Source organism: Isoptericola sp. NPDC019571 (assembly GCF_044389385.1).
GTDB classification, from domain to species: Bacteria; Actinomycetota; Actinomycetes; order Actinomycetales; family Cellulomonadaceae; genus Isoptericola; species Isoptericola nanjingensis.
Window position 1 is genome coordinate 15,539 of record NZ_JBIRXZ010000002.1, and the last position, 11,816, is coordinate 27,354.

An 11,816-nucleotide genomic window follows, 5' to 3' on the forward strand; every position below is an offset into this window, starting at 1 on the left:
TGTGACGAGCGCCGCACATGCATCCAGTTGGCACTAACGAAAAGTAAGTACATGCTGGGCGGGGCGGTCCGGTCGACCTGCCGGCCGCGAGCCCGACCTGAGCCTGCACCCGAAGGAGCATCACCATGACCATCGCCGTCACCGGCACCAGCGGCCACCTGGGCCGCCTCGTCGTCGAGTCCCTCCTCGCCCGCGGCGCCGCGCCCGCGGACGTCGTCGCCCTCGCCCGCTCGACGGCGAAGGTCGCGGACCTCGCGCAGCGCGGCGTCGTCGTCCGCGAGGCCGACTACGACCGCCCGGAGACGCTCGCCCCCGCCCTCGACGGCGTCGAGGTGCTGGTGCTCGTCTCCGGCTCCGCCGTCGGCCAGCGGGTCCGCCAGCACGGCGCCGTGATCGACGCGGCCAAGGGCGCCGGCGTCCGCCGCGTCGTCTACACGAGCGCCCCGCACGCCGACACCTCGCCGCTGATCCTCGCGCCGGAGCACAAGGCGACCGAGGAGCTGCTCGCGGCGTCCGGCCTGACCACGACGGTGCTGCGCAACGGCTGGTACACCGAGAACTACCTGCCCGACGTCGAGCAGGCCCGGGAGACCGGGGAGATCGTCGCCTCGGTCGGGGACGGCCGCGTCGCCAGCGCGAGCCGCGCCGACTACGCCGAGGCCGCGGCCGTCGTCGCGCTCGCCACCGACGGTGCGCACGACGACGCCGTCCACGAGCTCACCGGCGACGTCGCGTGGGACTTCGACGAGCTCGCCCGCACCGTCACGGAGCTGCTCGGCCGTCCCGTGACCTACCGTTCGGTCGAGCCCGAGGAGCAGCGCGAGGCGCTGCTCGCCGCCGGTCTCGACGAGGGCACGGCCGGATTCCTCGTCGCGCTGGACGCCGACACCCGCGCCGGGCTGCTGGCGGAGACGACGGGCGTGCTCGCCGGGCTGATCGGCCGCCCCACCACGCCGTTGGCCGACGGCCTCCGCAAGGGCTTGAAGGGCTGAGCGCCACCGCCGTCCCGCTCTGACCCGCCGGCGTCTCGTCGTCCCGCCGGTCCTCCCCGGGGCGCGAGAGACCGGTGGGGATAATCGCCCCGTGGACCTCGAGAACACCTGCCGCGCGTTCGTCGCGGTGAGCGAGCGGCGCAGCTTCACCGGCGGCGCGGCGGCGATCGGCGTGCCGCAGCCCGTCGTGAGCCGCCGCATCGCCGCGCTCGAGACGCACCTCGGTGGGCGCCTGTTCGACCGGACGACGCGCGAGGTGTTCCTCACGGGGCTGGGGAGCCGGCTGCTCCCGGCCGCCCAGCGCGTCGTCGAGGCGGCGGACGACCTGCGGGCGGCGGCGGCGATGCGCGAGGCGCCGCCCCTGCGCCTCGTGGTCCCGGAGGACCTCTCGCCGACGGTCACGGCCACGCTGATCGCTGACGCCCGGCAGGCGGGGATCGTGCTGCGGCCGCTGCCTGCCCCTCCGGCACGACGCGCGGAGATGGTGCGCGACTCGCGCGCGGACGCCGCGCTCGTCGTGGCGACGACCGGTGCGGCGCGCTGGACCGCCCCGCTGGGGTGGGGCGGTGGCGGCCCGGACGGCGGGGCACGGGTGTACCTCGACGAGCTGGCCCCGCGCCGCGGAGACCCCGGACCGCCGCGACGCGTGTGGGTGACCCCGGAGGACGACAACGCCCTCGTCGGCGACGCCCTGGCCCGGCACGCCGCGTCCGCAGGCTGTCTACCGCGGCAGGTGCGGGTGGCCCCGCTGGTCCCCGCGCTGGCCGCGGTGACGACCAGCGCGGACCTGCTGCTCTGCACCCCGGTGCAGGCGCGCGAGCTGGGGCTCTCCTGGACGTCGCCGGGCGGCCTCGACCTCTCCCGGGCACACCGCCTGGAGCTGCGGCCCGGCGATCCCGTGGCGGCGACCGCCTCGATCGACGCCCTGGCCGAGGCGATCGCGCTCGCCCTCGGCGCCGCGGAGGTCGCCCCGTGATCGCGGGAGCCGCCGCGGCGGGCGAGGTCCGGCGGGTGCGGCACGAGCTCGCCGATGCCGGCCTGACCGCGGGGATCCTCGTCCGCGACCTCGACTCCGGCCGGGAGGTCGGCGTCGACCCGCACCTCGAGCTCCCGGTCGCCTCCCTCGTCAAGGTCCCGGTAGCTCTCGCGACGCTCGAGCGGATCCGTCGCCGGGAGCTCGACGCCGCCTCGACCGTGGTGGTCGACCCGGGGCGTGCGACGAGCACGGGACCGCCGGGCATCACGCGGTTCAGGCACCCGGCGTCGGTGGCCCTCGACGACCTGCTCTACCTGGCCGTCTCGCTGAGCGACAGCAGCGCCTGCGACGCGCTGCTCGCCCTGACACCTCCCGCCCACGTCAGCCGGGTGCTGCGCGAGCTCCGGGTGCCGGACGTCGAGATCCGGCACGGTCTCGGCGAGCTGGACGACACCCCGGCGGAGGCACTGGAGCACCTCGCGCCGGGGCTCGGGCACGCCTTCGCGGCGCTGGCGAGCACCGCGAGCGGAGGAAGCGTGATCCGGTCGCTCGACGTCTCGGTGTCGACGACCTCCTCGGCGCGCGTGCTGGCGGACCTCCTCGGCGCGGTCTGGGACCCGGACCGGCTGGACCCCGCGGTGTCCGGACGCCTGCGCGAGCTCCTCGCCTCCAACGTGCACCGGCACCGCCTGGCGCCCGAGTTCGACCGCGACTCGTCCACCTGGTCGTCCAAGACGGGCACCGTGCTCAACCTGCGCCACGAGGCGGGGGTCGTCGAGCACGCGGACGGCGGCCGGTTCGTCGTCGTCGTCCTCAGCCGGTCCAGCGTGGCGGCGCGGGCGCAGCCGGCCGCGGAGATGGCGCTCGGTCGCGCCGCTCGCCGGCTGCACGACCTGGTGCGCCGCACCGCACCCTCGCCACGCCCGTGATCCCGGTGGTCCGTCAGAGCAGGTCGAGCGAGGTCCGGTAGTCCGGCACGACGACGCGGGTCCGGGGCGACGCGCGTCGGATCGCGGCCACCGTGGCACGCAGCCGGTCGGCCGTCCCGTCGTCCTGCACGGTGGGCGGGTCGGTCGGCGAGGCCTCGAAGTGGTCCCAGTGGACGGGGACGACCAGCCTGGGCCCGTCGAGGACGTCCATGAGCCGGGAGGCGTACTCGCTGGTGACGTCGTTCGCCGGCACCGGCACGGCGACCGCGTCGGGCCGCAGCCCGCGCAGCGACACGTCGTCGAAGTCGCTCGCCCCCAGGAGCAGCACGCTGCGGCCCGACGGCGCGCGCAGGAGGTACGCCAGCGTGTCCCCCTCCGGCAGGTCGGCGATGGTCGCGGGGCGCTCCGGTACCGCGTGGCGCACCCCGGGGAACAGCACCCCACCGTTGCCGGAGCGGCTGTGCAACGACCGGACGGCGCGGACCACCAGGTCACCCACGACGATCTCCTCGCCGCCCTTGAGCACTGCGAGCTGGTCGTCGGCCACACCGAAGGACCGTGCGAGGTGATATCCCGTCAGGGTGGTGAACACCGTGCCGCCCCGGGTCGCGGCGATGTGCGGGACGTCGCCGAAGTGGTCCCAATGGGTGTGCGTGACCAGGGTCGCGGTGACCCGGCCTGCCCGGTCGGGCCGCCCCAGGACGTCGTCGATCGCCGCCGGGTCGACCGTGAGCCGCGTGCCGCGGTCGAACAGTCCCTTCGCCAGCCCCGTGTCGAACCGGGTGAGGTAGGGGTCGACCAGCAGGTGGGAGCGCGGCGTGCGGATCTGCCAGCCCGCCACGCCGAGCCAGCGGAACGTCGCGTGGCCGGTCGCACCTCGGTCCTCCACCCGGGGCGCGGCGAGGGCAGGGGTGCCGGTGAGCGCTCCGGCAGCGGCGGTTCCGGCCAAGCCGAACAGGGTCCGGCGGCGGACGGTCACGGTCATGTCGTCTCCTCGGGTCGTCGTGGCCACGACCGTGCCACCCCGCGACCGATGCCCACCAAGACTCGTGACCGCCCGGTCATGCGCTTCGGGAATGAGTGGTCCGGTCGGCGCCGGGCGGACGTGTCCGCGCCTCCGGCGCTGCACTCCCTACACTCGCCCGGTGCGTCGTGTGCTGAGCCGTTGGGTGGACCCGTTCGTCGTCACGCTGGTCGTGGTGATGGTGCTGGGGCTGGTGGTGCCCGTCGGCCCGGGGGTGCAGCAGGTCGTCGACGTCGCGGCCGACGTCGCGGTGACGATCCTGTTCCTCGTCTACGGCGCGCGCCTGTCGACCCGTGAGGTGTGGGCGGGGCTGCGCAACTGGCGCCTGCAGGGCGGCATCCTCGTCGCCACGTACGTGCTGTTCCCGGTGCTCGGCCTCGTCGTCGCGTGGGCGATCACCCCGCTGGTCGGCGCGCCGCTCGCCGCCGGGATGCTCTACCTGTCGCTGCTGCCGTCGACCGTGCAGTCGTCGGTGGCGTTCACGTCGGTGGCGCGCGGCAACGTCGCGGGCGCGATCTGCGGCGCCACCGTGTCCAACGTGCTCGGCATGGTGCTCACCCCGCTGCTGGTGCTGTGGCTCATGACCGACGCCGACGGCGGCGCAGGCGCGACCGCCGGTCACGGCCTCGACGGGCTGCAGACCGTGCTGCTGCAGCTCCTGCTCCCGTTCGTCGTGGGCCAGCTGCTGCAGCCGTGGGTGGGCGACTGGGTCCGCGCCCGCCGCTGGCTCACCCTGTCCGTGGACCGGGGCACGATCCTCGTCGTGGTGTTCTCCGCCGTCGCGGCGGCGAGCTCCGCGGGCGTGTGGGCCGGCACCTCCGCCTGGGCGATCGTCGTGCTGCTCGTGGTGAGCGGGGTGTTCCTGGCGATCATGCTCGGGCTCACGTGGTGGGGCGGCGCCGCGCTCAAGCTGCCCGTCGAGGACCGGATCGCGCTGCTCATGTGCGGGTCCAAGAAGTCCCTCGCCACCGGCCTGCCCATGGCGAGCGTGCTGTTCCCGGTCGCCGCGGCCGGCGTCATCGCCGTCCCGGTGATCATCTTCCACCAGCTCCAGCTCGTGGTCTGCGCGGTGCTCGCCCGCCGCCTCGCGCTGCGCGACTGAGCCGGCTGCGAACATCCCGGCCCCGGGCCTAGCGTCGGGGGCATGGCGAAGGACGACGACGGCGAGCGGTGGTCGCAGGACGTCACCGAGCACTCCGACGCGCTCGACCTGGAGGACGACGTCTTCACCTGGGACGACCCGGCGCGCATCGCCGCGTCCCTCAAACGCTCCGCCGAGGCGAGCGACCGGCGCAAGGGGTCGGCGTACCGGTCGGCCATGTCGATGCTGACGTTCTACGTCAACCGCGCCGGGACCAACCTCCCCGCGGCGCAGCGCGACGTCCTCGAGCGCGCGAAGGACGAGCTGCGCACGGCGTTCGGCCGGGACTGACGCCGGGGCCGGCCGCCGGGCCGAGCGTCGGTCGTCAGGCGAACGTGACCCCGGTGAGCTCCTCCGACAGCGCCCACAGGCGCGCGGCGTCGTCGGTGCGCCGCAGCGGCGCCCAGGGCCGCTGCGGCCCGGGCGGGCCGCCGAGGTGCCCCGGCCAGCGCGGGCCGTAGAACCCGCCGTCGCGCGAGTCGGGCGACGCGACCGCGAGGAGCGCCGGCAGGGCGGCGCTCTCGACGGTCCCGACGACGAGGCCGCGTGCGGAGAGCCAGCGGATGACGCGCACGTCCCGGGTGTCCCCGGCGCGGCCGACCTCGGGACGCGCGGCGAGCAGGCTCGTGGGTGCCACCCCGGGGTGCGACACGTTGCTCGTGACTCCCCAGCCGGCGGCCCCGCTGCGGCGGGCGAGCTCGAGGCCGAACAGCCCGCACGCCAGCTTCGACCCCGCGTACGAGCGGCGGCCGTCGTACCGGCGCTCCGCGTTCGGGTCGTCCCACAGGATCGCGCCGCGCCGGGCGGCGACGCTCGACTGCGTCGTGACCCGGGCCCGGCCCGCGCGGAGCAGCGGCAGCAGGTGGGCGGTCAGCGCGAAGTGGCCGAGATGGTTCGTGCCGAGCTGCAGCTCGAAGCCGTCCGCGGTGACCTGGCGTTCGGGCGGGGTCATGACCCCCGCGTTGTTGACGAGCAGGTGGATCGGCTCGCCCGCGGCCGTGAGCTTCTCGCCCAGCGCCGCGACCGACGCCAGGGAGGCCAGGTCCAGCTCGTGCAGGACGAGCCGCGCCGCCGGGTGCCGCGCGCGGATCCGGTCGGCGGCCGCCTCGCCCTTGCGCTGGTTGCGGACGGGCAGGAGCACGTCTGCCCCCGCCCCTGCGAGCCGCGTCGCGATCCGCAGGCCGACGCCGTCGCTCGCCCCCGTGACCAGCGCACGCCGTCCGGTGAGATCGGGCAAGGGGAGCTCGGGCGGGGTGAGGTCGTGCTCGCTGCGTGCCATGGGCACCACGGTGCCCCAGGGCTCGGGGGTGATCCAGGGCCCGGCGATCCGTGGCTGGGCGGTCCGCCCCCTAGACTGGCGGCGCCCGGACGACGACGTCGGGAGGTCGCGATGTACGGGGACAGCTTCTCCGCGGGGCACGGCCCGCGCGGGGCCGGGGTGCGTCGCGACCCACGCACCGTGCGCGCCGCGTACGAGCGCTTCCTCGGCACGGGCGAGCCGCCCGGCGGCATCGACCCCGTCGTCGCCGACTCCTGGCGCCGCTCCCTGCGCAACGGCGTCGACCCGGACACCCCGCACCCGCAGGTCGCGCTGGCCGACGCCGAGCTCGCCGCCTACCGCGCCGCCCACCCGCTCGCCGCCGTCATGCCGGTCGTGCGGGAGCTCGTCGTCGACGGCGCGGCGGACGACGGCCTGGTCGTCGCCGTCTCCGACGAGATCGGCCGCCTGCTCTGGGTGGAGGGGAACCGTCGCCTCCGCGGCACGGTCGACCGCGTGGGCTTCGTCGAGGGCGCCGTGTGGGGCGAGGAGAGCGTGGGCACCAACGCGCCGGGGACGGCGCTCGCGACCCGCAGGGCCGTCCAGGTGATCGGCGCCGAGCACTTCTCCCGCCCCGTGCAGGAGCTCAGCTGCGCCGCCGCGCCCATCCGCGACCCCGCCACGGGCCGGGTGCTCGGCGTCCTCGACGTCACGGGGCGGCGGGCCGCGGCGACGCACGTCGTGCTGTCGCTCGTGCGGGCCACCGTCGCGACCGTGGAGCGCGAGCTCGCGACCCGTGCCGCGACGGCGTCGCACCTGACCGGGACGGCACCCGTCGACCTCCGCGTGCTCGGCCGGCCCGTGCTGCGGACGCCCGCGGGGGAGCGGCCGTTGTCGCTGCGGCACGCCGAGATCCTGCTGCTGCTCGCGGAGCACCCGTCGGGCCTCGCCGCGGACGAGCTCGCCGTGCTGCTGCACCCCGGCGAGCTGTCCGACGTCACCGTGCGGGCCGAGGTCTCCCGGCTGCGGCACGTCGCCGGCGCGCTGCTCGCCGGGTCGCGGCCGTACCGGCTCGCCCGCCCCCTGCGCACCGACGCGGGCGACGTGCGCGCGGCCCTCGCCGACGGCGACGCGCGCGCCGCCGTCGACGCCTACGCGCCGCTGCTGCCGCGGTCCGTGGCCCCCGGCGTCGAGCAGCTGCGCGCCGAGCTCTCGGCCGAGGTCCGTGCCGCCGTCCTGGCCGCCGGCGACCCGGACGCCCTGGACGCCTGGGTGCGCGGCGCCGAGGGCGCAGACGACCACGCCGCCTGGACCCGCCTGCTCGACGTCGCCCCGGCCGGCAGCCCGCAGGCCGTGCGCGCCCGCGCCCGCGCCGGGCTGCTCGACGAGACGCTCTCGTGACGGCCTGACTGCAACGGGGCTGCAACCCTCGCCGTCCTACGGTCGCGTCCAACGCGGCGCGACGAGGCGCCGCACGTGCGAGGAGGCAGCATGACCGTCTACGCAGCCCCCGGTCAGCCCGGGGCGGTCGCCGAGTACCGCGCCCGGTACGACCACTGGATCGGCGGCGAGTACGTGCCGCCGGCGAGCGGGCAGTACTTCGAGAACCCCAGCCCGGTCACCGGGCAGACCTTCACCGAGGTGGCGCGCGGGAACGCCGAGGACATCGAGCGCGCGCTCGACGCCGCCCACGGCGCGGCGCCCGCGTGGGGGCGCACGTCCGTCACGGAGCGGGCGAACGTCCTCAACCGGATCGCCGACCGCATGGAGGCGAACCTCGAGAAGATCGCGGTGGCCGAGACCTGGGAGAACGGCAAGCCCGTCCGCGAGACCCTCGCCGCCGACATCCCGCTCGCCATCGACCACTTCCGCTACTTCGCGGGCGCCATCCGCGCGCAGGAGGGGTCGATCTCGGAGATCGACGAGGACACCGTCGCGTACCACTTCCACGAGCCGCTCGGCGTGGTCGGGCAGATCATCCCGTGGAACTTCCCGATCCTCATGGCCACGTGGAAGCTGGCCCCGGCGCTCGCGGCGGGCAACGCCGTCGTGCTCAAGCCGGCCGAGCAGACCCCGGCGTCGATCCTGTTCCTCATGGACCTCATCGGCGACCTGCTGCCGCCCGGCGTGGTCAACGTCGTCAACGGGTTCGGCGTCGAGGCGGGCAAGCCGCTCGCGTCGAGCTCGCGCATCCGCAAGATCGCGTTCACCGGCGAGACGACGACCGGCCGCCTGATCATGCAGTACGCGTCGCAGAACATCATCCCGGTGACGCTGGAGCTCGGCGGCAAGAGCCCGAACATCTTCTTCTCGGACGTCGCGTCGGCGAAGGACGACTACTACGACAAGGCGCTCGAGGGGTTCACGATGTTCGCCCTCAACCAGGGGGAGGTGTGCACCTGCCCGTCGCGCGCGCTGATCCAGGCCGACATCTACGACCAGTTCCTCGGCGACGCCCTGGAGCGCACGAAGGCCGTGAAGCAGGGCAACCCGCTGGACACCGACACGATGATCGGCGCGCAGGCGAGCAACGACCAGCTCGAGAAGATCCTGTCGTACATCGACATCGGCAAGGCGGAGGGCGCCAAGGTCCTCACGGGCGGGGGCCGCGCGGAGATGGACGGCGACCTGGCGGGCGGGTACTACGTGACGCCCACCGTCTTCGAGGGCAAGAACTCGATGCGGATCTTCCAGGAGGAGATCTTCGGGCCGGTCGTGTCCGTGACGGAGTTCGCCGACTTCGACGACGCGATGAAGATCGCCAACGACACCCTCTACGGCCTGGGCGCCGGCGTCTGGTCCCGTCAGGGCGAGACGGCGTACCGCGCCGGCCGCACGATCGAGGCCGGGCGGGTGTGGACGAACTGCTACCACGCGTACCCCGCGGCCGCGGCGTTCGGCGGGTACAAGGGCTCCGGCGTCGGGCGCGAGAACCACAAGATGATGCTCGACCACTACCAGCAGACCAAGAACCTCCTGGTCAGCTACTCGGGCCAGAAGCTCGGGTTCTTCTAGACCGATGACCGACGACACGATCTCCCGTGTCGCCGTGACGGACGCCGCGGCCGGGCTCCTCGCCCGGCTGCGGCGCCAGCACGGCGAGCTGATGTTCCACCAGTCCGGCGGCTGCTGCGACGGGTCCAGCCCGATGTGCTACCCGGACGGCGACTTCCTGCTGGGCGACGCCGACGTTCACCTGGGCGACCTGCGCCTCGTCGACGGGCCGGACGACGCACCCGGCGCGACGGGGGAGGCGTTCACCGTCGCGGTGTGGATGAGTCGCGCCCAGTTCGAGTACTGGCAGCACACGCACCTGACGATCGACGTCGTGCCCGGCCGTGGCGCCGGCTTCAGCGTCGAGGCGCCTGAGGGCGTGCGGTTCCTCATCCGCTCGCGGCTGCTCACCGACTCGGAGTGGGCCGGGGCCTGACGGGCGTCGTCGGCCAGGTCACCAGCCGGCGAACCGCCCGACGGCGACGAACGCGGCGGCCAGCAGCAGGAGCACGTTGACCCACAGCTGCGCGAGCTCGCGGCGGCGCACGTGCACCGAGATCGCCAGCGCCTGCAGCACGACGAGGCAGGTCGCCGCGGTCGGGGTCAGCCATGGCTGGACGTCGGTGGCGAGCGGGAGGATCAGGCCCAGCGCGCCCGCGATCTCCGCCAGGCCGATGAGCCGCACCACGACGACCGGGAAGTCCTCCACCCACCCCATGGACGCGCGCAGGCGCTCGCGGCTGCGGGTCAGCTTGACGAAGCCCACCGCCAGGTAGAGCAGGGCCAGCAGCCCGGCGGCGACCCACAGTCCGATGTTCATCCGTGCCTCCTCGCGGCAGAAGCTCGTCGGCGGGGCGGCGGCGGTGCCTGGTGTCGTGCACGGTGCGGAGCGGCGACGCCGTCGTGCCTGCTCGGAACCTAGCGCGGGGACGTCGCGACCGGAACGACCTCGCCCGTGGTGTCGGAGGGTCGGCGCCCGATATGTTCTCCCGGTGACCCGAGAGACCCTCCCCTCCCTGTCGGCGCTGCCCGCGTGGCTCGTGCCGTCCGTGTACCTCCACTGGTCGGCCGACTGGCTGACGGAGTCCGTCGCGATCGCGACCCGCTCGCCGGAGCACCGGCTGCCGGCCGGCCCGGACGGCCCGCAGCGGGGCGACGTCGTCGTCACCGTGCTCGGCGACGCCGGTGTGGTCGCCGCCGTCGAGCTCATGGGCGCCAGCGACGGCGAGAGCTGGGTCAGCGACGACCTCTTCGGCCCGGACCGCCCGATCGTGTGGGCCGACCTGTTCGAGGGCGCCGACACCTACACGGGTACGTCCGGCTGGCTGCCGCCCGAGCACGCCCGGCTCGTGCTCGACGGCGTCGCGGAGCAGTTCCGCGGCGGCCCCGTGCACACGCTGGACCCGGGTGACTGCGGCGCCGGCGCCACCGCGCCCGACGTGCACGCCCTGCGCATCCTGGGCCACCGCGCCGTGACGGGTTGGTCGATGCGCCGCGAGGAGCGCTGCGCCACCTGCGAGCGGTTCGTCGACGTGCACCGCATGCAGGCCCACGACGACGGCGCGGTCCGCCTCGGCACCACCACCGCGGGCGGGCGCACCCTCGAGCAGCTCGTGCGCGACGTGCACCTGCTGTGCGGCCAGTGCCACGACCTGCTGCACGCGCACACCGTGGCGTCGCAGCGCGCGCGGATGCGCCCCCAGTGCCCGGGCTGCGGCGCGCGCGGCAAGACCAAGCGGATCGTGTGGGGCATGACGTTCCAGGACGACGTGATGAACGCCGAGCCGGACGTCGTCTACGGCGGCTTCGAGGTGCCCGTGCCCACGCCCGAGTGGTACTGCACCGAGTGCCACGCGAACTTCGCGAGCAGCGTCATCGCGTCGCGCGCGCTCACGCCGGCGGACCGGGGCGGCGCGAACGCCCTGCCGGCGACCGGGTCGCTCACCGTGGTGCCCGACCTTCCGGAGGACGAGCCCGCGGCCTGAGCTCAGGCCGCGGCCGGCGCGGTGGCGCGCCGTCGCCGGCGCACGAGCCCGTGCTCCGCGGGCGGGACGAACGGTGCGAGCAGCAGCGGCATGCCGGCCTCCAGCGGGGTGCGGTCGGCCTTGCGCCCGTTGCACGTCTCGCACGCGGCGACGAGGTTGAGCCACGACGAGTCGCCGCCACGGGAGCGGGGGACCACGTGGTCGACCGTCTCCGCGGGGCCGCCGCAGTAGGCGCACGCGCCGTCCCGGCGCTTCACGCCGTCCTTGGTGACCGCCGGCCGGCCCGCGCTGCGGTACCGCCAGCGCATCGCGACGTACCGCACCAGGCGCAGCACGCGGGGCATCGGGTAGGGGCCGAAGCGGTGGCCCTCCACCGCCTCCTCGACGACCGCGACCTCGCGGACGAGCATCGTGATGGCGTGCTTGACCGACACGCGGTGCAGGGGCTCGTAGCCCGCGTTGAGCACCAGGACGTCGGCCACGGCCTCGCTCCCTCCAGCTCGTCCGTCCGGCGGAT

General features: G+C 74.9%; 13 protein-coding genes. 9 read left to right on the forward strand and 4 right to left on the reverse strand.

Features of this window, described 5'->3' with window-relative positions:
- The first annotated feature begins 125 nt into the window (after positions 1–125).
- The 3 genes from ACH443_RS03285 (at position 126) to ACH443_RS03295 (ending at position 2,897) form a co-directional block, all read left to right on the forward strand.
- Positions 126–992, forward strand: coding sequence for an SDR family oxidoreductase (locus tag ACH443_RS03285; protein WP_430589467.1), 867 nt, complete (start codon positions 126–128; stop codon positions 990–992).
- Positions 993–1,083: 91 nt separating this feature from the next.
- Positions 1,084–1,968, forward strand: coding sequence for a LysR family transcriptional regulator (locus ACH443_RS03290; protein WP_430589468.1), 885 nt, complete (start codon positions 1,084–1,086; stop codon positions 1,966–1,968).
- On the forward strand, positions 1,965–2,897 hold the full coding sequence (locus ACH443_RS03295) for a serine hydrolase (RefSeq protein ID WP_430589469.1): 933 nt from the start codon (positions 1,965–1,967) through the stop codon (positions 2,895–2,897). The genes ACH443_RS03290 and ACH443_RS03295 overlap by 4 nt, the downstream gene beginning before the upstream one ends.
- A 13-nt stretch (positions 2,898–2,910) precedes the next feature.
- Here the strand turns inward: ACH443_RS03295 and ACH443_RS03300 are convergent, their stop codons facing one another.
- Positions 2,911–3,882, reverse strand: a complete 972-nt coding sequence (locus tag ACH443_RS03300) for an MBL fold metallo-hydrolase (RefSeq protein WP_430589470.1) — start codon at positions 3,880–3,882, stop codon at positions 2,911–2,913.
- A 160-nt stretch (positions 3,883–4,042) separates the two neighbouring features.
- Here ACH443_RS03300 and ACH443_RS03305 point away from each other — a divergent pair, with 160 nt between their 5' ends.
- Both ACH443_RS03305 and ACH443_RS03310 read left to right on the forward strand, forming a co-directional pair.
- The gene (locus ACH443_RS03305) at positions 4,043–5,023 is read left to right on the forward strand and encodes a bile acid:sodium symporter family protein (protein ID WP_430557057.1); all 981 of its coding nucleotides are present in this window, start codon (positions 4,043–4,045) and stop codon (positions 5,021–5,023) included.
- A 42-nt stretch (positions 5,024–5,065) separates the two neighbouring features.
- Complete coding sequence (locus ACH443_RS03310) at positions 5,066–5,353, forward strand: DUF3175 domain-containing protein (RefSeq protein ID WP_430589471.1); 288 nt, start codon at positions 5,066–5,068, stop codon at positions 5,351–5,353.
- Positions 5,354–5,387: 34 nt separating this feature from the next.
- Here ACH443_RS03310 and ACH443_RS03315 read toward each other — a convergent pair whose 3' ends face one another.
- Positions 5,388–6,341: an SDR family oxidoreductase gene (locus ACH443_RS03315; RefSeq protein WP_430589472.1), complete on the reverse strand. Its 954-nt coding sequence runs from the start codon at positions 6,339–6,341 to the stop codon at positions 5,388–5,390.
- A gap of 111 nt (positions 6,342–6,452) precedes the next feature.
- Here ACH443_RS03315 and ACH443_RS03320 point away from each other — a divergent pair, with 111 nt between their 5' ends.
- The 3 genes from ACH443_RS03320 to ACH443_RS03330 all read left to right on the forward strand — a co-directional run bounded on the left by ACH443_RS03320 (position 6,453) and on the right by ACH443_RS03330 (position 9,750).
- A complete protein-coding gene (locus tag ACH443_RS03320) occupies positions 6,453–7,721 on the forward strand; it encodes a GAF domain-containing protein (protein WP_430589473.1) in 1,269 nt (422 codons plus the stop codon).
- 90 nt (positions 7,722–7,811) lie between these two features.
- Positions 7,812–9,335: an acetaldehyde dehydrogenase ExaC gene (locus ACH443_RS03325; protein WP_429762595.1), complete on the forward strand. Its 1,524-nt coding sequence runs from the start codon at positions 7,812–7,814 to the stop codon at positions 9,333–9,335.
- 4 nt (positions 9,336–9,339) lie between these two features.
- A complete protein-coding gene (locus ACH443_RS03330; RefSeq protein ID WP_429762594.1) occupies positions 9,340–9,750 on the forward strand; it encodes a DUF779 domain-containing protein in 411 nt (136 codons plus the stop codon).
- 18 nt (positions 9,751–9,768) lie between these two features.
- Here ACH443_RS03330 and ACH443_RS03335 read toward each other — a convergent pair whose 3' ends face one another.
- The gene (locus tag ACH443_RS03335; protein ID WP_429728096.1) at positions 9,769–10,134 is read right to left on the reverse strand and encodes a DoxX family protein; all 366 of its coding nucleotides are present in this window, start codon (positions 10,132–10,134) and stop codon (positions 9,769–9,771) included.
- Between the two features lie 172 nt (positions 10,135–10,306).
- Here ACH443_RS03335 and ACH443_RS03340 point away from each other — a divergent pair, with 172 nt between their 5' ends.
- Positions 10,307–11,299 (forward strand): hypothetical protein, encoded by a 993-nt coding sequence (locus ACH443_RS03340; RefSeq protein WP_429762593.1) that lies wholly within the window; start codon positions 10,307–10,309, stop codon positions 11,297–11,299.
- Positions 11,300–11,301: 2 nt separating this feature from the next.
- Here the strand turns inward: ACH443_RS03340 and ACH443_RS03345 are convergent, their stop codons facing one another.
- Positions 11,302–11,781 carry an HNH endonuclease gene (locus tag ACH443_RS03345; protein WP_429762592.1) on the reverse strand — a complete coding sequence of 160 codons (480 nt, stop codon included), beginning with the start codon at positions 11,779–11,781 and terminating at the stop codon, positions 11,302–11,304.
- Positions 11,782–11,816 lie beyond the last annotated feature (35 nt).

Coding starts and splice junctions, on each gene's coding strand:
- ACH443_RS03285 (WP_430589467.1), top strand. CDS start 126: ATGACCATCGCCGTCACCGGCACCAGCGGCCACCTGGGCCGCCTCGTC.
- ACH443_RS03300 (WP_430589470.1), bottom strand. CDS start 3,882: ATGACCGTGACCGTCCGCCGCCGGACCCTGTTCGGCTTGGCCGGAACC.
- ACH443_RS03310 (WP_430589471.1), top strand. CDS start 5,066: ATGGCGAAGGACGACGACGGCGAGCGGTGGTCGCAGGACGTCACCGAG.
- ACH443_RS03315 (WP_430589472.1), bottom strand. CDS start 6,341: ATGGCACGCAGCGAGCACGACCTCACCCCGCCCGAGCTCCCCTTGCCC.
- ACH443_RS03320 (WP_430589473.1), top strand. CDS start 6,453: ATGTACGGGGACAGCTTCTCCGCGGGGCACGGCCCGCGCGGGGCCGGG.
- ACH443_RS03325 (WP_429762595.1), top strand. CDS start 7,812: ATGACCGTCTACGCAGCCCCCGGTCAGCCCGGGGCGGTCGCCGAGTAC.
- ACH443_RS03330 (WP_429762594.1), top strand. CDS start 9,340: ATGACCGACGACACGATCTCCCGTGTCGCCGTGACGGACGCCGCGGCC.
- ACH443_RS03335 (WP_429728096.1), bottom strand. CDS start 10,134: ATGAACATCGGACTGTGGGTCGCCGCCGGGCTGCTGGCCCTGCTCTAC.